Origin of the sequence: Tolypothrix tenuis PCC 7101, from assembly GCF_963874875.1 — a bacterium.
Taxonomy (GTDB): Bacteria; Cyanobacteriota; Cyanobacteriia; order Cyanobacteriales; family Nostocaceae; genus Aulosira; species Aulosira tenue.
In genome coordinates this window covers 4,862,225-4,886,797 of the sequence record NZ_CAWNJS010000001.1, presented here as the reverse complement: position 1 = coordinate 4,886,797, position 24,573 = coordinate 4,862,225, and the positions used below count along the sequence as shown (strand labels likewise).

The 24,573-nt window shown below is 39.4% G+C and carries 32 protein-coding genes, 1 tRNA gene and 1 pseudogene; 31 read left to right on the top strand and 3 right to left on the bottom strand.

Features of this window, described 5'->3' with window-relative positions; translation table 11 throughout:
• Positions 1–104: 104 nt before the first annotated feature.
• Positions 105–401, bottom strand: a complete 297-nt coding sequence (locus tag AACU25_RS19445; RefSeq protein ID WP_045873477.1) for a helix-turn-helix domain-containing protein — start codon at positions 399–401, stop codon at positions 105–107.
• A gap of 483 nt (positions 402–884) precedes the next feature.
• Between AACU25_RS19445 and AACU25_RS19440 the strand changes: the two genes are divergently transcribed.
• The 25 genes from AACU25_RS19440 to AACU25_RS19320 all read left to right on the top strand — a co-directional run bounded on the left by AACU25_RS19440 (position 885) and on the right by AACU25_RS19320 (position 16,344).
• Positions 885–1,694, top strand: a complete 810-nt coding sequence (locus tag AACU25_RS19440) for a hypothetical protein (RefSeq protein ID WP_321206649.1) — start codon at positions 885–887, stop codon at positions 1,692–1,694.
• Between the two features lie 300 nt (positions 1,695–1,994).
• A complete protein-coding gene (locus AACU25_RS19435; protein WP_096578401.1) occupies positions 1,995–2,258 on the top strand; it encodes a hypothetical protein in 264 nt (87 codons plus the stop codon).
• Positions 2,259–2,260: 2 nt separating this feature from the next.
• The gene (locus AACU25_RS19430) at positions 2,261–3,115 is read left to right on the top strand and encodes a hypothetical protein (protein WP_096578399.1); all 855 of its coding nucleotides are present in this window, start codon (positions 2,261–2,263) and stop codon (positions 3,113–3,115) included.
• Positions 3,116–3,514: 399 nt separating this feature from the next.
• Entirely contained in the window at positions 3,515–3,892 is a 378-nt protein-coding gene (locus AACU25_RS19425; RefSeq protein WP_096578397.1) for a four helix bundle protein, read from the top strand.
• Between the two features lie 28 nt (positions 3,893–3,920).
• On the top strand, positions 3,921–4,199 hold the full coding sequence (locus tag AACU25_RS19420) for a hypothetical protein (protein WP_422641110.1): 279 nt from the start codon (positions 3,921–3,923) through the stop codon (positions 4,197–4,199).
• Between the two features lie 98 nt (positions 4,200–4,297).
• Positions 4,298–4,516: a hypothetical protein gene (locus tag AACU25_RS19415; RefSeq protein WP_096578395.1), complete on the top strand. Its 219-nt coding sequence runs from the start codon at positions 4,298–4,300 to the stop codon at positions 4,514–4,516.
• A gap of 39 nt (positions 4,517–4,555) precedes the next feature.
• The gene (locus tag AACU25_RS19410) at positions 4,556–4,852 is read left to right on the top strand and encodes a hypothetical protein (protein WP_096578393.1); all 297 of its coding nucleotides are present in this window, start codon (positions 4,556–4,558) and stop codon (positions 4,850–4,852) included.
• Positions 4,853–4,916: 64 nt separating this feature from the next.
• On the top strand, positions 4,917–5,987 hold the full coding sequence (locus tag AACU25_RS19405; protein WP_096578391.1) for a hypothetical protein: 1,071 nt from the start codon (positions 4,917–4,919) through the stop codon (positions 5,985–5,987).
• Positions 5,988–6,023: 36 nt separating this feature from the next.
• A complete protein-coding gene (locus AACU25_RS19400; RefSeq protein WP_096578389.1) occupies positions 6,024–6,473 on the top strand; it encodes a DUF1257 domain-containing protein in 450 nt (149 codons plus the stop codon).
• A gap of 3 nt (positions 6,474–6,476) precedes the next feature.
• Positions 6,477–6,698, top strand: a complete 222-nt coding sequence (locus AACU25_RS19395) for a DUF2997 domain-containing protein (protein WP_096578387.1) — start codon at positions 6,477–6,479, stop codon at positions 6,696–6,698.
• Between the two features lie 56 nt (positions 6,699–6,754).
• Positions 6,755–6,985, top strand: a complete 231-nt coding sequence (locus AACU25_RS19390; protein WP_321206567.1) for a hypothetical protein — start codon at positions 6,755–6,757, stop codon at positions 6,983–6,985.
• Positions 6,982–8,601 carry an AAA family ATPase gene (locus AACU25_RS19385; RefSeq protein ID WP_096578383.1) on the top strand — a complete coding sequence of 540 codons (1,620 nt, stop codon included), beginning with the start codon at positions 6,982–6,984 and terminating at the stop codon, positions 8,599–8,601. The genes AACU25_RS19390 and AACU25_RS19385 overlap by 4 nt, the downstream gene beginning before the upstream one ends.
• Before the next feature lie 260 nt (positions 8,602–8,861).
• Positions 8,862–9,230, top strand: coding sequence for a hypothetical protein (locus AACU25_RS19380; protein ID WP_096578381.1), 369 nt, complete (start codon positions 8,862–8,864; stop codon positions 9,228–9,230).
• Between the two features lie 133 nt (positions 9,231–9,363).
• Positions 9,364–9,633 carry a hypothetical protein gene (locus tag AACU25_RS19375; RefSeq protein WP_096578379.1) on the top strand — a complete coding sequence of 90 codons (270 nt, stop codon included), beginning with the start codon at positions 9,364–9,366 and terminating at the stop codon, positions 9,631–9,633.
• A gap of 79 nt (positions 9,634–9,712) precedes the next feature.
• On the top strand, positions 9,713–10,036 hold the full coding sequence (locus AACU25_RS19370; RefSeq protein WP_096578377.1) for a hypothetical protein: 324 nt from the start codon (positions 9,713–9,715) through the stop codon (positions 10,034–10,036).
• Between the two features lie 329 nt (positions 10,037–10,365).
• Entirely contained in the window at positions 10,366–10,611 is a 246-nt protein-coding gene (locus AACU25_RS19365) for a hypothetical protein (protein ID WP_096578375.1), read from the top strand.
• A gap of 145 nt (positions 10,612–10,756) precedes the next feature.
• The gene (locus AACU25_RS19360; RefSeq protein WP_096578373.1) at positions 10,757–11,335 is read left to right on the top strand and encodes a hypothetical protein; all 579 of its coding nucleotides are present in this window, start codon (positions 10,757–10,759) and stop codon (positions 11,333–11,335) included.
• Between the two features lie 249 nt (positions 11,336–11,584).
• Positions 11,585–12,109: a hypothetical protein gene (locus AACU25_RS19355; protein ID WP_096578371.1), complete on the top strand. Its 525-nt coding sequence runs from the start codon at positions 11,585–11,587 to the stop codon at positions 12,107–12,109.
• A complete protein-coding gene (locus AACU25_RS19350; protein WP_096578369.1) occupies positions 12,075–12,587 on the top strand; it encodes a hypothetical protein in 513 nt (170 codons plus the stop codon). The genes AACU25_RS19355 and AACU25_RS19350 overlap by 35 nt, the downstream gene beginning before the upstream one ends.
• A complete protein-coding gene (locus AACU25_RS19345; RefSeq protein WP_190445598.1) occupies positions 12,536–12,937 on the top strand; it encodes a hypothetical protein in 402 nt (133 codons plus the stop codon). Before AACU25_RS19350 ends, AACU25_RS19345 begins: the two co-directional genes overlap by 52 nt.
• A gap of 2 nt (positions 12,938–12,939) precedes the next feature.
• On the top strand, positions 12,940–13,611 hold the full coding sequence (locus tag AACU25_RS19340) for a hypothetical protein (RefSeq protein ID WP_096578365.1): 672 nt from the start codon (positions 12,940–12,942) through the stop codon (positions 13,609–13,611).
• Positions 13,611–13,826 carry a hypothetical protein gene (locus tag AACU25_RS19335; RefSeq protein ID WP_045869340.1) on the top strand — a complete coding sequence of 72 codons (216 nt, stop codon included), beginning with the start codon at positions 13,611–13,613 and terminating at the stop codon, positions 13,824–13,826. Before AACU25_RS19340 ends, AACU25_RS19335 begins: the two co-directional genes overlap by 1 nt.
• Entirely contained in the window at positions 13,808–15,379 is a 1,572-nt protein-coding gene (locus AACU25_RS19330; protein ID WP_096578363.1) for an FtsB/FtsL family cell division protein, read from the top strand. The genes AACU25_RS19335 and AACU25_RS19330 overlap by 19 nt, the downstream gene beginning before the upstream one ends.
• Positions 15,380–15,407: 28 nt before the next feature.
• Positions 15,408–16,013 (top strand): restriction endonuclease, encoded by a 606-nt coding sequence (locus AACU25_RS19325; RefSeq protein WP_096578361.1) that lies wholly within the window; start codon positions 15,408–15,410, stop codon positions 16,011–16,013.
• Positions 16,014–16,116: 103 nt separating this feature from the next.
• Positions 16,117–16,344, top strand: coding sequence for a helix-turn-helix domain-containing protein (locus AACU25_RS19320; protein ID WP_096578359.1), 228 nt, complete (start codon positions 16,117–16,119; stop codon positions 16,342–16,344).
• Here AACU25_RS19320 and AACU25_RS19315 read toward each other — a convergent pair.
• Positions 16,335–16,658 carry a hypothetical protein gene (locus AACU25_RS19315; protein WP_096578357.1) on the bottom strand — a complete coding sequence of 108 codons (324 nt, stop codon included), beginning with the start codon at positions 16,656–16,658 and terminating at the stop codon, positions 16,335–16,337. The genes AACU25_RS19320 and AACU25_RS19315 overlap by 10 nt on opposite strands.
• A gap of 147 nt (positions 16,659–16,805) precedes the next feature.
• On the opposite strand from AACU25_RS19315, the gene AACU25_RS19310 reads away from it, so the two are divergent.
• From AACU25_RS19310 to AACU25_RS19300, 3 genes are all read left to right on the top strand, one after another.
• Positions 16,806–18,242, top strand: a complete 1,437-nt coding sequence (locus AACU25_RS19310) for a DNA cytosine methyltransferase (protein ID WP_096578355.1) — start codon at positions 16,806–16,808, stop codon at positions 18,240–18,242.
• A 264-nt stretch (positions 18,243–18,506) separates the two neighbouring features.
• The gene (locus AACU25_RS19305; RefSeq protein ID WP_096578353.1) at positions 18,507–19,544 is read left to right on the top strand and encodes an AAA family ATPase; all 1,038 of its coding nucleotides are present in this window, start codon (positions 18,507–18,509) and stop codon (positions 19,542–19,544) included.
• A complete protein-coding gene (locus AACU25_RS19300) occupies positions 19,537–22,056 on the top strand; it encodes a S8 family peptidase (RefSeq protein ID WP_096578350.1) in 2,520 nt (839 codons plus the stop codon). The genes AACU25_RS19305 and AACU25_RS19300 overlap by 8 nt, the downstream gene beginning before the upstream one ends.
• Before the next feature lie 50 nt (positions 22,057–22,106).
• Here AACU25_RS19300 and AACU25_RS19295 read toward each other — a convergent pair whose 3' ends face one another.
• Positions 22,107–22,541 (bottom strand): hypothetical protein, encoded by a 435-nt coding sequence (locus AACU25_RS19295; protein ID WP_321206568.1) that lies wholly within the window; start codon positions 22,539–22,541, stop codon positions 22,107–22,109.
• 271 nt (positions 22,542–22,812) lie between these two features.
• Between AACU25_RS19295 and AACU25_RS36985 the strand changes: the two are divergent.
• The 3 genes and pseudogenes from AACU25_RS36985 to AACU25_RS19280 all read left to right on the top strand — a co-directional run.
• Positions 22,813–23,185 (top strand): annotated as a pseudogene (locus AACU25_RS36985) (response regulator); the annotation flags it as partial.
• A 275-nt stretch (positions 23,186–23,460) separates the two neighbouring features.
• Positions 23,461–23,537, top strand: a tRNA-Ser gene (locus tag AACU25_RS19285).
• A 436-nt stretch (positions 23,538–23,973) separates the two neighbouring features.
• On the top strand, positions 23,974–24,264 hold the full coding sequence (locus tag AACU25_RS19280; protein WP_096578346.1) for a hypothetical protein: 291 nt from the start codon (positions 23,974–23,976) through the stop codon (positions 24,262–24,264).
• Positions 24,265–24,573: the final 309 nt, after the last annotated feature.

The window sequence follows — 24,573 nt, the reverse complement described above, 5'->3', positions numbered from 1 at the left end:
GATAATTTCAGCTTTTCAAGCTCATTTAAAGATTTTGGGCAGCGATCGCAAATCTTGGATAGCAAGCGATCGCTTAATATTTGGCATTGTTACTCAAGTTGGAATTAGTCTTTTGGAACCAATTCAAAGAAATCTGAAATTTGGCAATTAAAATAAACACATAAAACAGTTATGGTATCAGCGTCATAACGTTTTGCAGTGTTCTCGCATAAGCCACGTATTGCGCCTGCGGTTAACCCTGTTGCTTCAGCTAAAGCTGTTCGAGTTAACCCATGTTCGTCAATTAAATCTTGCAATTTGCAACGTAGCTTCACCTTAAGGTTCTGCACGGCTTTTCTATCACTACGCTTAGTGTACTTAGGCGGAACGGGAGGATTCATCATTAAAGCTAGAGATGTCATTTCCTTACGTTCCTATTTTCGATTACTTATCGATTACTTTATTAAACGTATCATCATTTTATCGATTAATCGATAAAGCGACTATACGACATATTAATCGGTTTCTAGATTTTCAGTAATTTTTCTGATGATTAATCGACTTGACGATTAATCGACGAAGCGATATATTTATTTAAGTATCAGGGTAACGGAAAGCAAACCGCCCGCACCCAAACGCTAAAAGGGTTTGCTTTCCAGCACTACAGAACCATGACAACTGAACCAAACAACAGACCCTGAGGAAACAGAGGCAGTGAATAGTCAAAGCGGCTTCTGGTAGATCAGGGTTGAGGAAGGTTCTGAATAAGAATTACCAAATGACAGGAAAGGGTTCACATTTGGCGCTTTTAAAGCCTTACACGTCCACTAAAACTATTTATTCCTGTGTGGTAATGCTCAAACGTCACTGACTTTGAGTAACAAATACAAAGCTACGCTTAATTAATGGGAAAATCTTGTGCTTTCAGCACAACACACTCAAAACAAAGGCGATCGCTAGCCCTGGAAAAGTTTGCGATCGCCTTTTACCCTTTTATCAAAGGAATATCTATTATGACCTACAAAACACCTGCACAGCAAGCAATTTTCGCTTCTTTCGCTGTTGACGAACAAGCTCTAGCTCAAGCCCAACTAGAGCAGCACATCACACAACAGGGTGAAGTTTTAGCACCTGAAGAATTCACCGTTATCGAAATCAGCTGCTACGACTATGAAATTTACGTTGGCGACAAACTAATAGCTAGCATCACCTACGACCACGACGAATTCATAACCCAACGCTGGGTAGTGAGTGTGAACTTAACCGAAGTACACCGTGCAAACAGCTGGGCTAAGTGCCACAGCCACGTCACTTGGCACCACAAGCAAGGCACACTGCCTGTGCAACAACAGAAAGTTCTAGCCAATACAACTGGTAACGAAGTCATGGCACAAATTGCTGTTGAGTGCGAAAAGTTTGGATTTGAACTACTCGAAGATGGCATTTATCAAAACGACAAAAAGCTAGGCTCGGCAGGATGTACTGACGGTCGCTGGTGGGTGGAAAGAGCATCATCAGAACATCAGCAGCAAGTGCCTTGCGATTCTGCATTCGATGCCGTGTGGTCGTTGTCGATGGTCGAAGTATTGCCTAGTCTCCAAACTAGGTCTTGTGAGGAGTTGTTGGATCAGCCGTTTGATCAACTGACAACTGAGGAATGGAAGCGGCTTATGGAGTACAAGCCACTTCCAGAGAGTATGGTGTTAATCGCGTAGTTTAAGAGAGAATATGGTGGGCACAATGCGCCCACCATCTCAATATCAGCATAATAAGCCGGACGTGAGAAGTCCTAAATTAAGAAGTAAAGCTTGCTGATTTGCGTTCAGCTTCGGCGATATCACAAATGGCAGCTAAATACATGAGGAGAGTGCTTTTAAATAAGCATCTCAATAAGAAAAAACTCTCCCGCCACTTGCTGTATGAGGGAATAGTTGCAATAACTCAAAAAAGTTAATCCATAAAAGTCAGAAACAAACTGCAACACTAAACTTCATCTTTGAGAGTTTGAAAAACTGATGGATATTAAAACTATTGCTGTCACCTATCACAGAAAATTTAACTTAGGTGACTATGAATCTTTGGAATTGGGTTGCTCATTATGGGCACAAATAGACCCAGAAGAAGATGCAGAGGGCGTAACACAATTTTTATATCAGCAAGCTAAAGCTTCTGTAAAAGAAGCTGCAAGACCTGTAATTCAAGAATCAATTTATCAAATGAATAAAGCCCGAATGCAAAAACAGTCTACTAAAGCTCAAACTGAAATGGATGATTTCTAATTATGGCTGAAATTAAACTCGGATTAGGTAATCCACCACAGCCAATTTATCTGTATGTAAAGAAATTAGAGGTTGATGGTCGAATTTATGCTTGGTATAACTGCGAGATTGAACAAGATAAAAAGATTCCTGTTAGCCAAAGAGCATTAACAGGTTATGTTTTGGAGCTAAGACTAACAGATAAAGATTTTAAAGGCAAGGACAATTTAAAATTAGATATTGTTGTGCAAGCCGATGAAATTTATATCGTCCGCAGTGGCATTGAAACAAACTTTGCCAAATCATTCTTATTAGCTGCATCTGTTATTCAACATTTTACTCAGCCTTTGATAATTGTTGCTACTCCTGGGGATGAAAACTCAGTTTTCTGCAATCTCTATGATGCTTTGACTAAAACTAAAATTCGTCGAGAATGGAATCCAAATGCTGATTGGGCAACAATTATTCGTGATGTTCAATCTAAGTTAGCTCCAACTTCAGAGTCAGTCGATTATGCTCAATCTGGACAAACGCAATCAAATCCAAAGCAAACTCCTGTAACATCTGTAATACATCCTCAAGATTTACGGGTAAAACAAATTCGTAAATTACTAAATTACCCGCTTGATTTAATCAAAGAATGGTTACATTTACAAGATGTTAGTAGCCCCAGTGAGCTTCATCACAGTAAGGTTGATGAGCTTGTGAAAACCATGTGCATTGCTTGGGCATCAGACAAGTTTGACCACCCCAATCATGCTGCTAATTCCTATCACAAGTACGTTGTAAATGCTGTAGCTGATGGCGTGGATGAACTACAAGCAATTAAGACATGGATGCAGCAAGTTCAACAGCAGAATGTTGCACAGATGGTATAGATACTCGCTGAAAAAAGACACATTTGGATATGCAAATACTATTCATCTGGCACCAAAATTTGAGCACCTAAAATGCAAAACATCTCCGATTAAAAATATGACTAGAAAACCTTATAATCAATTTTCAAAGCAATTTTTAGAGGAGTTACTTTCACCTCTAGGAAAGGTGGAAGTCAATAAAGAAATAACCGATGAAATTCGCCAGTTACAATTCGCAATTCGCAATTCGCAATTCGCAATTTAAAAACTAAGTAGCAGAGGTTTGAATATCGATATTACACAACCAGGAGGTTTATATAGCTGATAAATTAGTTATTGAATTGTGTTTGTAGATAACACCAATAAGAATACACAGCATTTATTCATGAGGTAAAATAATATTATTGATGGGGGAAATTTATGACTCAAAATATTAGTATTGCTGACCGGACAAAAGCATTAGCAATAAGAATAGTTAAAGCTTGTAGTTTCTTGGATGAAAAGCCTGGAGTTTGCCGAACATTATCAAAGCAACTACTACGTAGTGGTACTTCCATTGGTGCAAATGTCAGAGAAGCCCAATCTGCTCAATCCAATAAAGATTTTCTTAGCAAATTGGAGATTGCGCTTAAAGAGGAAAGAGAAACTGAATATTGGATAGAAATATTAATAGAATCAGAGTTAGTTGAAAAGAATCAATTTAACCCTCTGCTTGAAGAAACTAAAGAAATTGGAAAAATTTTAGTTTCTTCAACTCGAAAAATTAAAGACAAGGTTAACTCTAAACTTTCTCAATAATTGCGAATTGCGAATTGCGAATTGCGAATTGGAAATAGTTTCAATTCAACAGCCGGAAAATCTCACACAAGATGACCAGGAGTTAATCATGAATTTGTCACAAGCATATCAAGAATGGGAAGAAACTACAAAGCAAAAAGGACAACGTGAAGTTGTAGAGAACTTACTGAGAGTCAGGTTTGGTAATTTAGATGAAGAGCTATCAAGAGTAGTTGATAGGTTGTTACAGTTACCACCAGAAGAATTTACGCCTCTATGCATTCAATTAAGCCGTGAAGAATTGTTGACAAGATTTGCTGCAACTTGACAGCAATCCGAAGACATATTAGTAGCAACTTACCACAATCTATCAATCACCAAGCGCTTTGTTATTAACAGAGCGCTTCTTTATATCGGATAGAAATCATGATTGAACAAACTCTAGATAAAGCACTGTACTTAGACAGCCGAACCAGAGAATCTGTGCATGAAGAATTGGAGAAAATATTCAATTCACTGGTAGATTTTCAAGAGTATAACCCACGAGTTTATCAATTCTTATGCGAGCGCACAAGGGATTTGAGTTTGGCAGATGCAATACAGGCGCTTGCACAAACTTTGGAAGTTTTGAAACTAGATGAATAGCTTTGTTACGAGCAATTACCAAGATTTAGGTTAATCAATATGGACGTACAGCAACAAACCCAAAAAGCTTGGGATGCATTAATGGGTATTGACAAGAGGCATTATGTATCAACTGGCTTCTATGCATTAGGAGATGCATTTTTGATCAGTGGTCAAAATCCTACTTATCAAAACCAAATAGTTCTGGTAGAACATCGTGGAAAATCTCAAATTAATCACTGGGATTTCAGATGTAATCATTCGGAATGTAGACAGCAGCCTACCATTACAACCAATGGGGATGATGGCAACGGTAACTTGAAGCGAAAATCCCCATCACTCCAACTATACAGCTAAGGATGGAATTACTAATTTTCTTGAAGCTACGCTTAAGCTCAAAAATTAATCATGGGAACTAAATATGGTACAAACAATACCTAACCCTACTGTTGATGCATTTCTTCAAAATGCTGTAGTTGAAAATTACAACTTTTCTCAACTTAATAAGACCCGTATTCGTTTCAAAATTCAACTGAAGAAAACTACCAAAAGTAACGCTCCGAAATGGACTGATGTTTTAAAGTCTGAGGGAGAATCACAATCGGATCTCATTAAAATTAAGTCTTCAGAAGTTGGATTAAAAGGTATCAAAGTTTTCAAAGCATTGGATGAAGCAGCCAGTCAATTGCGACAAGAAATAGCTTCAGTCCAAGAATGGATGAATTCTGACAATGGTGACTGGATTTGTCCAATTGACCTCGCACCATTGGTTTGGAGTCAACTACTAAATATTCGGGATTCAATTGCTCCGACTCTTCGCGCTCAGTTAAAAGATGACTATGAGCAGGGCTTAAGCGACTATCAACAGAGAATTGAGCAATTTTTGTCACTTCATGCTTGGCAGTTACCAGAGGAAAAGCGCGAAGATGTAAAAGCTGACTTACTTCAGGCATTTCCCTCTTTGACAGAACTAGAAGATTATTTGCAGGTAGTCATTGGTAGACCTGTAATTATCCCAGCATTATCTGAACAACTCAATGAGCAACAAGCCGATTGCCTAAAACAAATCACCCAGTTTATCCAGCAGTATGACCAAAATCTGGAACAAAGATTAAAGGAAGCGGCGATCACTGGTGGTGAAGAACTTGCAGCCCAATTACTTGAAGAACTGGCTGATTGGGAGCCAGGGCGCAAGCCCGTCCAATTCAAACGCAAGATGGAAAAACACCTGAAAAAAGTTCGAGTACTACTAGCTAATGCAAGCCCAGAAGCAGGAAAGAGTCTGCAACAGATGATGGAGCATTTGGATTCGATTGTGAATGACCCAACAATTGAATCGAAGAATTTGGGGTCAGATGGGCGCTCGCAGTTGCAACAAAAGATGGATGCAATCTACTCCAAGTTACTCTCTGAACAACGCAACTTGCAAAAGTTGACCAGTGAAGATGTTGGACTGACAGTGGCTACCGTTAAATCATTCAAATTCCGTTAGATCAAAAACCTTTTCAACTTCTTCATGAGGTAAATTATGTCTCATTTCTCAACAGTGAAAACAAAACTCACCAACTGTGAGTGCTTAGTACAAGCTTTGCAAGATTTGAAGCTATCACCCCAAGTCTACGAAACACCTCATCCACTCAAAGGATACTACGGTAATGAGGAGGGGCAAAGTGCGGAGATTGTTATCCCTAACCACACGCTAAAAGTCCGTGCAGATATCGGCTTTCGATGGAATGTAACAGATGGCGCATATCAATTAATCCACGATGCTTACGAGACAATTCCCAAGCTAGGACAAAACTTCTTTACTCATCAGTTAATGCAGGCTTATGGCAAACGGATGGTTCGTGCTAAAGCTGCTCAACTACAAGAACAGTTCGGGGAGTGCAGCATCACAGAAGAAAGCAACGGTCAGGTGCAAACCCTACGGCTGACTTTTGCCGCACATCAACAAACACAGCAATACCTCAGGAGATGAATCATGGAACGAGCCATACTCATACATTTCAATTCAGTTACAGGGGAAGTGAAGGTAGAAGCCCAGGGATTTGAAGGGCTTGCCTGCCTTGAAGCGACTCAACCAATTGAGGAAGCGTTGGGGGTTGTGGAAGGCGATGCCTACGGCGGTAAACTACGCTCCTTCAAGCCAGAAGCACAACAGCAACGGATCACCTCAAATCATCAGACACAACTAAGACACTAATCAAAAGGGGGGATTTAATTCCCCCAAGCATTATGGATTTACCAAAAGAATACGCGATGGTTCATATTTACCCAGTAACTCAAGCAGAAGAACCAATCGTGATCAAAGGCAATACCGAAGGTTTGTGTGTGCTGGTTAATGCCTTAATCTCTGCTATTGCCTTTCCAGACAGTCAAGGAACTGCGGAGATTTTCACCGGCGATGCCGAACTCCATGAGGTAGTCGTGAGGCTGGTAAATACTCACGACGAATTATCTCCAGTACCCTATCAAAATTCAAAACTATGAACCTATCCAATATTTTCAGCACTCTGGACTCGCAAATTCCGATTGTGGCGTTGGAAGTGCTGTCCCCAGAGGAAGCCACAATCATTCAATGGCTAACAACGACTGCTCAAGAAAAGCTCACCCTACCAGTGTACTTCTGGAACTTGGGAGTTTCTGCCTTAGAACAATGCCTGATTGCTGTTGATGGGGGACTGGTATTCAAGCCAGTGCCAGATTACAAAAAACCGCCTCTTGCTGATCCACTGATATTTGTCTTTGATTACATCAACAGCTTTGATGGTGCTGGTGTGTTTATCTTAGGTGATGTTCACCCGTTTATCGGCAAAAACTCTCCTCAACTATCGTGGGATATTTTGACCAGAGTGAAAAATCTTTACCACCGACTCAAACCCACTGAGAAAAGAATTATCTTTCTGGGACAAAACATCGAACTACATGAATCTTTGGTACGCCTCATTCCCTACTGTGAAGTGCCACTACCCTTGGTAGAGCAGATTGAAGAACACTTAAATTCTTACTTGCAATATTTGTTAGAGTCAGCACAAGAGCAAGAAGTACAGTTCACAGTTTCGTTGGCTGCGGAAGAAAGAGAAACTTTGGCAAGAGCCGCACTGGGCTTGACGCTCGAGGAAATTAGCGACTTCCTCCGCTTAACAGTCAAAGAGCGTTTGAGCAGCAATGGTATCGTCATAGATGCTACTGTCACACCATTAGTTGTTAAATACAAAACTCGGCTACTTGCACAGATGGGTATTGAGTTGGGCAAGCCAGCAACTATCCCATTCGGTGGACTTGACTTATTGCGTGAGTGGTTGCAACGGCGGCGGCGATTATTCACACAACAAGCACGATTGCTACATCTACCTCAGCCTAAAGGTGTTCTGTTGGCAGGGCCACCAGGAACAGGTAAATCAATAGTTGCCAAAAACATTGCTACTATTCTCAATCTACCGCTACTGCAACTAGACATTGCATCAATGCTGGGTAGTTTAGTAGGTGAGTCTGAGGGCAATGTCCGCCGCGCACTCAAGACAGCACAAGCCATTGCCCCCTGTATTTTATGGATAGACGAAATTGAGAAAGCTTTGTCTGGACAGGGTGATACAAGTGGAGTTTCCCAACGCATTTTGGGCAATATCCTCACATTCATGAGTGAGTGTACTGCTGGGGTTTTTGTTGTGGCTACCTGTAATGACCCATCAGCACTGCCAAGTGAACTCAAGAGAAAGGGCAGGTTTGATGAATTATTCTTCGTTGATTTACCAACTGAGCCTGAGAGAAGCCAAATCCTCTCTATTCATCTCCAAAGATTCGGTATCACGGTTGAAGATGAGTATCTCGAAGCGATCGCCGCTAACACTGTGAAGTTCTCAGGGGCCGAACTCGAAACCCTAGCAGCCGAAGCCGCATTACTGGCTTTTGATCAAGGACGACCGCAACAGGTCACTTTAGGAGATTTAGAAACTTGTCGAAACTCTATCACTCCATTGGCAGTACAAGATGCGGCGGCTGTAGAACGGATGCGCGATTGGGCAAAGGCGGCGCGACCGGCTTCGAGTGCGATCGCAGTAACGACCAAATCTCTCAAGACTGCTCGATTCCGCAATTTGAATTAATTAACAGTAAGCGGTGGACATCATCATCTCAAACAGTAATATCGATTTTTTGAGCTTTCAAACTAGCATAACTAATCTTGTTGCGATCACCCTAGCGATCAATTAATAGCCCAATAATCGATATGGCATTTTCTTCAACACTGGGCAAGAATACAATGCCCAAATTGCCGTCAAGCAATATTTGATTACAGGTGAATATCTGATTGACAAATGTTCACCTGTTCATTAATTAATCTAGCAATAATTATGGAGAGAAAAATATGTCAAAGATTAAGTATTTGAATATTTTTGTGGCAACATCAGGAGCCGTAGTAATAGTTATCGGAGGCATAATTGGTGTTCAAGGAGCAATTGCTGGGTCAGGCGCAAAAAGTTGGTTTTCCGGTTTATCTCTAATGTTAGGGGGAATTGGATTGCAAGCAATAGCCTTAGACCGTTTATTGAAAAATCAAACCGAAGAAGAAATCAACAGAACTTTAAATCAAAGGCTTAAGGCAATACCAAAAGCTTGTAGATGTTGCCGAAATTTTCACGGAATTGAATATGGAGGAGTAAAGTTGGTTTGTGCTATCTATCCTTATGGAGTAGATGGGACTACTTGTCCAGATTACGAAAATTTAAGTATCTAAAACGCTCAAAGTTAAATAGACATTTGTTTTGTTGTTTCAAGGTTAACTATTGGAAATTGCTTAAAATATTAGCCAGAGAGTGTGTCACTACAAAAGGCTTTCACCCACTACAGATAGGCTATAGAGGGCATCCATGACACGACGCAAGTTAAAAAAGATAGATAAATTTGCACAAGCACTGATTAATCAAAGGGGTTGCTCAATCTCCCCAGGAGAATATGAGTATGTCTCTGTTGGTGCAACATTAATTAGAGAGCATTTAAAAACTTTTTTTGATGGTACTGGTGTAAATCCACCAGAATTGAAAACTGTAAAAAACTGGTTTTATAGTGATTGTCCTGATTGGGCGATCGCGGTGCTAACGCGAGCATTAATTTCCCAAAATCAGGAAACTCCCCAATAATCCAAACTTCTATTGCCCACAAAAGGACGGGTAATTTAGGATTTAAACAGTTCAACAGTTCGACCTGAAAATGGAGATAATGACCATTAAACAATGCCGCAATTTATTAAAAATTCAATCTAGAGACACCATAAATAAGTATTTAAAAGCTTTAGATTTGTTTGGCAACAAGTACCTCAACTGGGAGCAGTTCCGACAAGTATTAGAGCTGCAAATATACCTGGGGCTGAAACACGGGAGAAATAGCATATCGTGCTTTCGTCAAATGACTCGTCAAGAACTAGACCAAACATTTCAAATATATGGAGTTGAAATAAATGCCAGATTAGCAGCATTACAAAAAATACATAGAGACTCAGTATCCCAAAAACCAGTTTGTGTAGTAAGTCTTTTGAAAAAGTGAACTGCTGATTTAATCCTCATTACAGCTTACTACACTGTTATTACAAGCATTTAAAGAGTTTTGCCCTTAATAACAAACTACATTTGTCCTGCTGAATTTGCCAAAAATAAGCTTGTAGAATTCTCCAAAAAACCATAGATAGGAGTAATACGGCAACACTACAACATCTAAACCTTTAGCTCGTAGGGGTTAAACAGATTGTTAGGAAGCTGATTGTACATAAATCTATTCTTAAATCCCCAATTTAAGTACATTTTTTTTCACTTTGAGTGCAGGTGTAGTATTCAGTTAATAAATACAAGTATCCATATATACGGAGATATCATAATGTGTACAGAAGAAAGAAATATACAAAAACATCTCTTGATGGTGCAACTGAAACAATAGAAACAGAAGAAAGAAATTCATCAGGGTTGTTAGAATTTTGTGCAGCCATTATCGCAATTACTCTCTCAATATTGACAGCCACTTTAATTTTACAAAGTGTTAACCATGCCAGTAGTACTAGAGGATTGGATAAGCCAATCAACCAATCTGAGAAACATTTGTCAAAAGATCCGAGAAACGAAAATTAGCAATCGGACATGGTATGAGTGGGAGCGATTAGCGGGAGCTTGTTACGCCCAAGGCAAGCCAATAGTGAAGAGAAAGTACACACAAGAACAGACAAAGATGTTGTTGTGTTTGGCATGGTTTAGAAAGTATCACCCACGCTGCAAAATGACTTATCGGAGCTTGAGAGATTATTTCCAGGCTAATGAATACAAATTAGAGGAGGTATTTGACAAGTATTGCGAACGGGTCAACTCCAGTGAAACTTTTGTAGCCTATGAAGTTACACAACAACCTAAAAAAATAGCTTTAAGTGAGGTGGAAAATTGTTGTAACCGGATTATGAACCGGGAGATTTCTAGAAATTGCTGGGCAAGTTGGAAGCAATATTTAGGAATACCTAAATATGAACGCTTTGTAGATGAAGGAAAAGCTTCACTGTTAACTTACATGGCTTGTTGGCGACAAGATCATCCCACCCAACGATTTCCCTCAGTAAATCAATTGCTAGTAATGATGAGAAATTGGTCACGCACAGCGATGAGTATAGAAACAGCATCAAGCGCTCTGATGTGGCATCAATGGCAAATGCAAGGATGCTTGGGGAGAGATTTACACAGATACTTGGCTGCATGTGGCTACAAAGTCTCACCTCGCACATTGTACAAATGGGGAGATTTTAGTAAACGAAGGCATTATTCGGTTTCTGAGTTAGCAAAGTGGAAAGAAAAAGCTTCAAAAAGGTGACTCAATTTTGGATTTTGGATTTTAGATTTTAGATTTATTCCCAATCCAAAATCCAAAATTTAAAATCTAAAATTCGGTGAATCTTTTCCTGACGGAGAGGCTACGCCAACAATCCAAAATTTAAAATCTAAAATTTGCTTAGGAGTGGCATGATTCGATTACTAGATATATTCAACAATGTTTTAGCTTTCACAATAAATTTTGTGTTGTGTAGAGAATACTGTAATTATTGCTGAGGAATAAAAAATTATGGCGCGTAGAGGCTCGGAATTAATAGTACCAACAGAAGAGACATCAGTACAGACTTCATCGAAGGCAATTACTAGAAGTAAAAAAACCGAAATTACTACTCATAATCAACAAGCTTCAGCACAGGCTATTGAGGAGTTAGAGATTGCCTTTGACTTTGATTTAAGAACGGCAATTATTCAAAGGTTAGTACAAAATAAACAGGTCATTTTTCAGCATAAGGATAAAGAACGTCAAATTGCAGAAGCACTAGAACTAGCTAGATTAGAAGCTATTGAAATAGCGCGTGAAGAGGGGAAACAGCAAGCTAGAGCCAAGACAGCCCAAAAAAAAGCTCAACAAAAAGCTGCAACACAAAAGCACTTTATTGATGTGGAATTACCCCAACTTATTGATAGCTGTGATTATCTGCCTTATGAAACCATGAAACAAACTATTAATGAGTTTGCATCTCGTTTAGGTGTGCAATTGGAGTGGAAGGATTTATCCGATGGACAATTCGAGTGCATCCCCAGTATCGGCTGAAGTAAAAGAATTTATCGATACGGTAAATCAGGGTCAAGGATTTGCCCACATCACCGAAATCATTAGTGCAGAAGTACAGCGCCAAATCGAAAACCAATTGTTAGAGTTCCAAAATGCGATCGCTCAATCAAATTTGGCAGCAATTGAGGTGATGTCGCAGGAGTTGGAGAAGATCAAGCTGGAATCAGCAACACTCAGCGGGGTGATGGAGAGATTAACAGCCGCAGTCGCCCCAGACCTCCCACCAACTGCTGATGAAGTCGTTAGCTTCCAACAGGCAATTAACAACTTAGAAAGATATGGCAACATCATTCCCTCGCAAGCTGATATTTTAGCTGCCCAATTAAGGGTTAAAAACGGTCGTGCATGGTCATTAGTTTGGCAGTCATTAGCAAAGATGTTGATTAAAAAATTGGAGAAAAAGTTTTGCAAACAGCCTACTTCCACCGAGCATACTGGTGCTACGAAAATAACTTAGGAATAGCTAAAATTCACTACCCCGCCTTGGGGATATTTGCCCTGGTATTTGAGAATGGTATTCCTAAAATCAATGTCAATTTTCTAGATAAAAAGGAATTTTCTTACTATTGGCAGCAATACAAAAAACTAGGAATAACTTTACATCTGGGGATGAAAATAGGCATAGATACTGAATTAATTAGAGTCATCCAAAAGGATAATCTTGTTACCTTCCCTGATATTAATTTAGAAATCAAGTTAGAAGAAAATTGTCGGTATTTTCGCACACTAAATGGAGAATGGACGGAGTTTCAAGACGATGTATTTGTAGAATATCAACCTTGCGATTCATTAATTAATGTGAGTTAGTCATGCCAAAAGCAAAACCCCCAGAACCACAGAAAAATGGCGCATTGAGTCTGTCAGACTTAAGTGGTGATGTTAGCAAGGCGATTGTCTTCGGTGATTCTCATTTTGGTTTAGAATCAGCTGTGTGGGATAATGCTCAACGCATTGCTGATATGTTACCTGTTGACATTAAAGTCTTTGGTGATTTGACCGAAGAAGATGTAGCTTCAGCAGTAGAAAAAGCCAAAGGAGCAGAGTTCCAAGCGAAAAACTGGACTGAGTACTCAACAGCTATTAGTCGCTATCTTAAAGCTCTGTATAAGGTCAGAGAAAAGCAAGCAGAAGTTAGTGAAAATGTAGCCGAGGCGAGAGTGCAACAAGCCGAATTAGAAAAGTCTTTGGGGACATCTTTAGCTAATTTAGAATCAAAATTTAGACAAATTGTGGGTGGTTCGCGTTCGGCGATCGCTAGTGTACAGGATGATTTAGAAATCAGTTTGGGACGAATTGCCTCACAGTACTCAGAAGGAAAAGCGAAAAAACAAGAGAAACTGAATACTGAAACTACTAAAAAAGAACCAACTCCTTACGAAGAACAAACAGCTTCTTTAGTTGATAGATTCCGCCAATTGAGAGAAGCCAGATATGAAGGTGCATCCGTTGGGATTACGCAACGAATTAAAAAGGCGGAGTAATGTCACAAATTTGTCGGCTGTTAACGAGTATATGTGGTTTTTTGGTGGCATCAGCCCTCGCACAATTAATTAGTTTATTACCCTGGTCATTTCTCGTTATAGGAGTAGCAGCAGTCATCACCTATTCCAAGGGGAAAACTGATAACTCCATGCTTTTACAAGTTATTGCTATTGGATTAGCTTTTGGGTGGATGAAATGTTACTTTGCTGGTTAAAAATTGCCACCAGTGGTTTGGCTGCTTTAGTGCTAACTTTATCGGCTAACCCGAAAAACCTCAAGCTGTTCACAACCGCAAATATTGCGGCGATCGCTTTGGCCAGTTATGCAGGTATCGAACTGAGAAAGCTAGAGAAATATTACCAAGATAAAGAACGATGTGAGGATATGCTAGCTGCTTTGAAAGATACTCAAGCAGAAGAACAACTGCAATTTCTCTCGTCCGCTGCCCAAAGAAAGCGTGAAAATGAGGATGCAGATAAACGTACCCAAAGACAATTAAACCTATTACAAAAAACAGCACCACTATTTAGTGAAGTTCTCAATCTCACTGGACAAAATGGTGCCGTAGAACGCATGGCTTTGGGCATGATCCAGAATGGAGAACCATTGGGTAATGTTCTGTTAGCGGCTTCCGAAGCGGAAATGCAACTGGAACAAGCTAAACTGCAAGCCCAAATTCATCAACGACAGTTAGAATTACAAGTCAAGCAAGTACAACAGCTTAAAAGTGCTGAAGTAACTCCTGATAGTGTCACCTCAACCTCAACCCCACAAATAGCAAACTCGTCAAAGATTGATGGTTTAAAAAAAGCTGCAACAGTTGTTGGGCTGACCACTCAATGTCTGGGGGTAGACATTGCCCCTAGCTACGAAAGGTTAATTTTCTCTATTAGGACTGAGGATTTTCAATCAATTCCCAAATTTAAAGCTGCATCTAAACTAGCTTTGGGTATCACTGATAAAGAAGATTTACCCTTCTATATTTATGCTCCCGAACAAATAGCAGTAGAAGTGGCTTTAAAACCAGAAGACCGCACCTACTACGACTTCCCCCTTAAGCATTGGAATCAAGGATCGCGCCTGATTATTTTGGGTCTATCTCTTGATGGCGAAGTGATAATTGATTTAGCTAGTGAAGACACACCACAATTGTTAGTGGTCGGTACAACTGGCTCTGGCAAGTCTAACTTCTTTCGCGCTGCTGCTTACTGTCTACTCATGCAAGGTGCGCGAGTTGATGTCTGTGGTGGTAAAGTCAGCGATTACGAAGATTTTGCTGACCGTTTTTCTCAGATTACGATGAACGATATGGGAAAAACTTTTGAGTTTGTTGGTGAGTATTTTCAAGAATGCGTCAGCAGAAACTCTATGACTAAGGCTGAACTAGACCAACAACAGCCCTGGGTATTGTTTATTGATGAGTATAAAGGTACTGTTCCCCTCGATGATCCGCGACGCAAAACTTACGATCAGCAGTTGTGTGAAGTCGGTCGCCGGGGGAGAGGGCTAAAGATTCATGTTGTTATCGGTTTACAACGTGCAGCCAAGAGAGGAAAGGAAGATCCCCAAGGTTTACCCCCAGACTTACGCGATAACTTACCTTGTCGGATTGCGTTTCGTTGTGTTGATGCTACTAGTGGTCGGATGATTTTGATGCGCCGAGGGGAGGCAGTTACTTCATTGCAGGGGCGCGGTGACGGTATTGTGCAGTCTGGGTTGCTAGATAAAAGATTTCAGGCTTATAGGTTCGATACTATTCCCGCTTAGTTTTTGTAAACTTCCATACATTGAATTTATGCTTCCTTCTTTATTTATAGAAGCTGCTGGCTTTCCTGAACGCTGGCAAGAAAGAGATTTGCAAAAATATATTGGCGATCGCTTAAAAGAACGTGGATTTCAAACTCAATTGGAAGTTTCTGCCAATGGTGGCAGAGCTGATATTGTCACCAGTTGGCAGGGTGGTGCAATCATCGAGTGCAAAAAATACCTTGATCGCAATACTATTTATCAAGCTGTGGGACAACTCAATCTTTATGGGTTGAACAATACACACAAGCTGATTGTCATGGGATTTCTCACACCTGATGCGCGTGAGCAATCATCAGCGCTCAAGACTGCCTCAATGGTTGAGCAAAATCCCCGTATACAAGTTGTGTTTGTTAACCTTGAACCAGAGTGGCTTCCTGGTGGTAAAGTGCGAATTGGGTTTGGGAATCTCAAGTTTTGGAATTCTCGGCTGACTCAACTACCTAACTTTCAGGATTTGCGTTGGTGGTTAAATCTGTCCAAAGCTAACCCCTTAATTCTAATTCTGGCAGGTTCATTGTTTTTGGGAGTCTTGCCAGAACTGAGAAAATTAACTCCTGCTACTGTCATACAGCAGACTCAGCAGCAACCATAATTTCAAACTATTTTTTCAGAAAAAGCCTCATGGAAGTTTGGCAATTCTTGCCGCTTGAACGCGACTCCAGCCAGTATGCATGGCGGTTCAATGAGAAAGATGGATTGAACAAGCCTCAGCATACCTAAGACTACCCACTCAAACAGTTGTGCATCAAACAATGCTTGGAAATATCCCAGGTCGCAAAATTGAAAACGACTGGAGATTCTTAAAAGTGGCAATTGACGACTGGCTACGTTCAAAAAGCGGTCGGGCTGTTCTGCTTCAACAGGCAGGCGCTTTAGCAGATTATGATACTTCTTCTCTTCAACTTTTCCGAAATCATTGGTAAACCGTTCCTTGAACTCGTCCCAGATAAAGGCTTCTTTGAGGGAACGCTTTGCAACTAACCCACACAGAGAACGAATCGAATAGTAGACTTTGGAATAGGGTCAGCTTTTGGCAATAGATACCAGCAGTTAAAGAATTTTGATTTATTAGGAATTGACAGTTGTGATTTATTAACTTTAACTCCAGTTTTGAGAAAAGTAATTCGTCAAGTGCTGCTAAATCCTCTTCGATAAATTCTTCGCAAAAGCCTTGTGGATAATCAAAAACTACTGTGTAATTCCAAGTATTGCTGTAATCATCTAATAGCAATCCCATAGCTGGAATTGATAATATCTAAACTAGATTTAAATTCCCAAGATTAAATATTTTTATCTAAGCAAATAACTAATTATAGTAGTACAGGTGTGAAATGATTATAAAATAGAGATAAGTACATAAAATCTTACTTATCTGAACTTAATTATGATGTCAACAGATAAGAAGTTAGTAGTTAGTTTATTTTGTGGAATTCGCGGATTAGACCTGGGGTTTGAATCTGCTGGATTTGAAGTAGCAGTTGCCATCGATAATAATCCTAAAGTTTTAGAATTATATAGAATGAATTTTCCCAATACGTTAGTTTTATGCCGAGATATTGGGGATATTTCAGCAGCAGAAATTAGAGAAATAATTCAAAATAAATATCCAGATTGGGATGGAGAAATCGCCGCAGTTATAGGTGGTCCACCCTTCCAAGGCTTTTCGGTTGCTGGGAAGCAAAATCTCAATGACGATCGCAGTCAATTAGTAATCAAATTCATCAATTTGGTCGTCGAGCTAAATCCGGCAATATTCGTGATGGAGAATGTTCCTGCAATCGAATGGAAAAAATTTTCTCATATTACGGATAATGCGATCACTCTCATTGAGGAACACTACATTCTCTCCAAATGCTTGCTCACAGCATCGGATTACGGTGTACCTCAAAAACGACAACGGGCTATTTGGGTGGGATCGAAATTTGGGGAAGTTGCTGCACCTGTCGAGAGCGAGAAGAAGTTGAATGTGGGGGATGGGATACCGAAGGTCAGCGTCTTTGACGCTATCGCTGACCTAAGCCACATCCCTATCAATTCCCAAATCGACAATTGGAGGTTAAACGACAAGGGCGAATACGCCCAATATTTGGACAAAATCTTCCCTGTTACTCCAAAATCATCGAACCTGATAGGTGGATTTCAAGCAACAGTACATACAGCAGCAACACAACAGAAATATGGTGATACTATTCCTGGAGAGAAAGAACCGACTACTTGGGCAAAACGATTGTCAGCCAATGGGTTGTCCCCGACATTACGTGCTGGGAGTGGGAATCGAACAGCAGCAAGACCGATACATTACGAACATGCGCGGGTGATAACGGTTCGTGAAGCCGCGAGATTACACAGTTTTCCTGATTGGTTTGATTTTGGAACAAGTAAGCTGGCTGCTCATAAGGCTATTGGTAATAGCGTTCCACCGTTGCTTGCTCATGCCATTGCTTCTCCGGTATGGGCGCATTTGGAAGAACAGCAAAATTCAACGATTGTTTTGCGATGTCCGGGGACAAGTTGCTTTGTTTTTACACATCTACTGGACTTAGCAAGCCTTGAAGCGTCGGTTGATTTGCAAATTTCTCACTCAATGGAGCAACAACCAGAAAAACGAATCTGCGGGACTTCTGGGTTAGTTGATGGAGAAAATATCAAAGTCGGTAACGAGCGATCGCCTCCAAGTAATTTGCGGATCGCAATTCATAAATTACGCCATTTTGTGCAAACCAGGTTTTGTAACATAGGTCTTATATTTTTGAGAGCAGTTCAGATTGGTGTTTTGCTGAGATGGCGAAATACCAGAAGCGTTATTAAAGCTTACTCTTAAATAACGATCGCAAAACTAAAACCAGACAACAAGTAGTATAAATATACTATAAAATAGTCACAGGATGGCTTATGAATGCTTGTGGACGAATAATTGTTATGTTTTGTATTAAGTTGGGTTAATGACTAGCTTAATCTTGTTTTGTCGAACATGGAATTTAATAAATTAGCATTACAGAATATAATGACTAAATAATATAATTTTATTACTTCTAAGATAGAATAAAACGTTTTAAGAATATAGATAAAAATAGTACATATTATTATGACAAGAGGTGATATTCTAAGAAAATTATTTAAGAGCTTCTCACAAAATAATCGAGAAGATTTTTATGCTGTTGCAATGGAGATTATTCAAGAAGAAAGAGATAAAAATCACCTATTGCTTGCGAAAGACCTTGAGACGATCCTACAAGTATCTCCACAAAAAAAAGCTTCTAATACACCTGTATATAATGTTTATAATGATGTACCTAAAGATAAAGATACAGGGTTTCCTTTAATAGATATTAAACAATATGAATTGACTTGGGATAGAGTTGTTATAGCAGAAGATAATTTTAAAACATTAGAGAAAATTGTCTTGGAGAATAGGAAAAAAGATATTTTGCGGACTCATGGTTTGAAACCAAGTAGCAAACTATTGTTTTGTGGGCCACCTGGATGTGGAAAAACGCTCACGGCACAAGTCTTATCAAGTGTATTAAGCTTGCCATTAGTATATGTTAATTTACCATCTGTAGTTTCTTCCTATTTGGGTGAAACCGCAGTTAATTTAAAGAAGATTTTTGATTACATCCAAACTGGTGAATGGGTTATATTGTTTGATGAATTTGACGCACTTGGTAAAGATAGAGATAGTCACAATGAACATGGCGAAATCAAACGGTTAGTTAACAGCCTAATTCAACTGATAGATAAATCAAATGATAATAGTATATTTATTGCTGCAACAAATTATGAGTCATTACTCGATACCGCAATTTGGAGAAGGTTCGATGAAATTTTGTATTTTGCAAAACCAGATTTGCATTTGAGAAGAAAACTTCTAGAAGCGAAATTAATCAGTATTAGGCATCGAGATATAGAAATGGAACAAATAGCATATCGACTTGAGAATGCTACAGGTGCAGATATTGAAAGAATTTGCTCGGATGCGATAAAATCAGTCATCTTAAGAAGCGATGCTGTTTTAACAGCATCTGATTTAGAGGCTGCTTTGCAACGTCATTTAGAAAGAATCCGTATAATAGAATATTCAAGGGAATCGATTAAGACAATAGCAGAGCATCAAGATGAGTAATCAGTATGAACATCTCGAATTACCTGTAATAAACATCACATTACCAAAACGCCCGAAAAGAGGGTTTGGTAGTGGTGGAAAAAGAGACGATCGCCCAACTCATGGTAGTAAACTTTTAGCGCAAGCATCATCACTAACTAGCCTTACACCAAAGAAATCTACTCCCTTTGGTATTAATCCGAAACTCATATTTAAAATAAAATTAAGAAAAAACGATAGTTTAGAAGAAAACAATCTATCTTCTTTAGGTTTAAATCTATTAGCAAAAGAGCCTAAAGCAAGTCAAGCTATAGTTGTATTTTCTTCGGATAACGAATTAAAAATTTTTAGAGAAAAATTAAAGTCATATAGCGGTTTGAATGATAGTAATTACGAATATGGCTATTTGGATGCGATCGAAGATATTGTTCCATTAGAGCCAGAAGATAGAATTGGTCGATTGCTAGAGTTGAAACCACTCGAAAATGATGAGATTGTACCATTAGACCTAGAGTTATGGCACACGGGTAATACAGATGAGATGCGAGATTACTTAAGAAAATTAGATGAGTTTTTGCAATCTTTTAAAGAATACCCAGGGATGAAAATAACTGATCAGTATATTAGTGAATATTTTTGTACTGCAAGGGTTAAGTTAAATAAAAAAATTTTAGAACTTCTTCTCAAAGAAGATGCTGTTAAAGAGATTGATCGAAGACCAAAACCAGCTTTCGAGTCTGCGGGAGAAATAAATATTCCTATATCCGACCTTCCGGAAGTAATTTCTCCTCTTGAGTCAGTGTGCGGAGTTTTGGTCATTGACTCAGGTATTCAAGGAGGTCATCCACTTATTGGTGTTGCTTTGGGTGATGCACAAGTTTTTCCCGATCCAGGTCGTAAGTTTATCAAGGGAGAAGAGGAAGATGGGGATGAAACTGGTGGACACGGAACAGGAGTATCGGGTATTGCGGTATATGGTGATGTCAGCGCATGTATTAAAAAGAAGCAATTTCAGCCACCAGTCTGGCTTTTTTCAGCTCGTGTCACTAACGAAAATAATGAATATGACCCAGATTTGCTATTGGATAAGCAATTAGAAGCAGCTATTAATTATTTCATAGGTAACTATCCTAATTGCAAAGTCATTAATATATCTCTTGGAGATTCCAATTTAGTTTATAGAAGTGGGCAAAAGCAATTTCGTTTAGCTGCAAGGATTGATGAGATTGCATACAAGCTTCAGAACAAAAATATAGTGTTTGTGATATCGGCAGGAAATTATTATTATGATTCTGAGTCTAAAGAATTAATTCGCCGAGATTACCCAAAATATTTACTAAGCGAGGATGCACGGATTATCGACCCTGCGACTTCTGCGATCGCTTTAACAGTGGGTTCTTTATCAATGGGTAAGGGAAGCACTCAATATCATGAAGATGCTTGTAGAAATGTTGTTGCCAAAGTAGAAGGATATCCGTCTCCATTTACTAGGAGCGGCTTTGGTGTTGATGGCATGATCAAGCCTGATTTGGTAGATTTTGGAGGAGATTTGGTTATAGATGGAAATAGAATGATTGATAATGAAATTGGAGCTTCCATAATTACGGTTGCTAAAAATTATCAAGCAGGCTCATTATTCAAAGCATATTGTGGAACAAGTTTTTCTGCTCCTCGTGTTGCTAATATCGTAACGCAATTATTTTCTAAATACCCAAATTCGTCATCTAATTTGATTCGAGCATTAATAACTAATGCTGCTGGCTTACCAACAGAAATACCAGGGTTGTTTAAAATAAAAACTAAAACTAAAGCTAAGAATAAAGCCAAGAGTAAAGCTAAAAATAAAGAGAATACGAAGCTTGATATGAACAAAATACTACAAGTATATGGGTATGGACATACAAATTTTGTACAAGCGGCTTATTCCACTGATAATGATGTAGTTTTACTTGTAGATAATGAAATCATAGAAGTTGGAAATTTTAAAATTTATGAGATACCATCTTTGCCGCCGGAGTTCCTAGATACAAAAGGCAATAAAAAAATATCTGTTACCCTTGCTTTCGACCCACCGACGAGACATACCAGAGGAGATTCTTACCTCGGTGTTGCAATGGAATTTCAATTATTTAAAAATATTGATATCGAAGCTATTACGAGAGCTTTTCAGAAAGCCCAAGATGAAAATAAAGATAATCCAAATGAGGATATTGCCGAATTGACGATGGAAGAATTAAAAAAGAAATATGGCTCTAGTGTTATAGTTGATTTACAGCCAGGAGTTAATTTAAGGAAAAAAGGAACTCTTCAAAAAGGTCAAATTGAATTCACTTCTAAGACATGGAAATATAATCAAAAATCGATGTATTTGGTTGTTAGTTGCAATCGCAAATGGGCGAGGGAAGGCGAAATTGATACCCAAAGGTATGCTTTAGTTATATCAGTTAGTCATTCCGATGCAAAGGTTGACCTTTACAACAAAATTAGGTTACAAACGCAAACCCGAATTAGTGAGCGATCGCGCGTTCGTTAAAAGCCTTTTTTACACGATAATTTGGCACGCATTTTCTCGCATCAATAATACTACCTTATATATTCATAATCCTTCCCAAACAATTCTTTATCCGGATGCAGCGCATATTTAAACAAGGTTTTCTGCAATGCTTGTTTGACTTCCCTTTCTCCTGCACTCGTTTGCTGCCAAGCAGGGAACCTTACCAAACGCACGATTTCATCGATATCATTGACTATTCTTTCTACCATTTTCGGGGTTTGGTCGTTGCGAACTTCTGTGAATAATTCGGTCAGTGCTGCTTTTCCTCTGTCTTCATCTTTTTCGACGGGTGTATCTTTCTCTGCTAGGAGTAAATCCCTTGCTAGGTCGAGTAATTCTTTAAGAAAGGTGACGCTGTAAATTTGCCCCTGTTCGTGACGTTCTTTGATTGCTTCTAAACGTTCTGATAATGCCAGAAAGCGTGGATTCTCAATATGTTTGGGCGTTGTTGCGTGAATAGGCAAAATGGTAAATTTTACCTATAGCCTATGTTCACTCGCCGCCAGCCCAACAATGAAGACGAAAGCTCAGTACAAAGTTAAGAATTGGGAAGTCTCTTAGAAAAGGGTAAAAAGTGGATAAAAACTTATTTGCTAGAACGGCAAAGCTAGCTAGAGCAAAAACTCAAACCTAGTAAATTCGTTATTGTTGAAAATTTTGGTTTACTTATTTATGCCTATTTCAGAGGATGTTTGAAAAGTCGGGAATGCAGTAAAAAAACGAGAGCGATCGCCTGAGCACTCTCTCGATTTAAGCGGCATCAAAATTCTGATTGTGGATGATGAACCCGACACACGGGAATTGGTGGCATTTGTATTGGAGCAACAAGGGGCAAAGGTGACAGCGGCTACTTCTGCCCCAAGTGAAACCAAATATCATACTAAGTGACATTGGTATGCCTGCGATGAATGGGTATATGCTGATCCAGCAAGTAAGGACATTAGCCCCTGAACAAGGGGGAAGCATTCGGGCGATCGCCTTAACCGCTTATGCTGGGGACACCAATCAGCAACAGGTGCTTGCCGCAGGCTTTCAAAAGCACATCTCGAAGCCTATCGAACCAGAGCTACTGGTTGAGACGATTGCTCGCTTAGTTCATCCTCATTAGCTCTCACTAGCCTGAACCAGTGGTAACGTGATGCCTACTACACTTGATGAACAGTGATCGCAATGTGAAAACTTAAGCCAATAAAAATACTTTAACAACTATAGGAATTCCAAACATTGAGATCATTTAACGCTTGTGGAAAATCTTCCTTAAGCGTGTAATGTATACGAAAATATCTTGCCAAAAACTTTATCCAAAAAATTATTGATAACTGGCGCTGAAACTAAATCGTCAATATTTTTGGGTGTAAAATGGGTGTAAAGATTGTGAGCAAGGCTGAAAGTATTGGAAAATCAAGGTTAATGTCACCTTCCCAAGGTGAACGTCGTGGGTTCGAGTCCCATCTCCCGCTTTTGTTGTTGTACATTAACAAATTATTTGTCACTGTTAACAGATTAATGTCTTCCAACAGTCAAACTAATCCACATTTATACACAGTACAGAGGCTTTATAAGAGGCAGGGGGCAGGGGGAACGGGGCAGGGGGAAAGGTACAAACCTTGCCCCTTGTGGGCAAAAGCCCCCTTGCTCCTTTTTCTCCCTTGGTTGAAGCCCCAACGCCAGTTCTCTCAAGTCGGCACAGCCGCCCACGAGACTGGCTCCCCCTTGTGGGTGGTTTTTCTCCCCTGCTCCCTGCTCCCCTGCTTCTTCACACAAGCATGAACTGCGGCGCTATTACTTATACTTATTCTATTTTCAAGGTTCGGTGTTTTGTCAATCAGGTTTTTTGGCGGGAATAATAAGCGGCGATCGCTAATTCTTTTGCTTTCTCTTGTGGGCTGGCTCTAGTTGCCTGTTTACCGCACCGAAGCAGGGGGTGATTCTGTTGATTTGGGGGGTTTTGGGCAATATGTTCATAAACGCGATCGTCGTAGTCAAGTAGAGTGGTCAGTAGATATTGGCCCTAAACAACTAAGTACACTAGATCAGGGTTTAGTTGACCTTTTACAACCAATAAAAAAGCTGACTGTGGGTGTTGGGATTGGTACTCGTTTAGGAAAAGGAAAGGTAATAGGAAGAAAAATTCAGGGAGCGAACAGTGGAAATTGTAGAGTGAGAGATGGAAAATACCTTAGCTGACAGCAGCTATCGCATTCTCATCAAAAATTATTGTTCATTCTCACCGAATTTATACCAGATAACCTACATAATCTTGCTTGAGACAGACTATGTGATCGCCTCATTTATCTGGCTATTAAGCTTAACTGCTAAAAATATCATAAAAATAGCTAACAAATGCAGTAAATCTCAAACTTATACCAGCTTATTGTAGATTTATATTTCTAGTTCTTTACTACGAGTTCGTGAACCCTTAAACTTCAATAATCTTAGATATTTATTTATCAATAGATAATATTGTGAGTTACATCAGGCTATTATTTTTAGCAA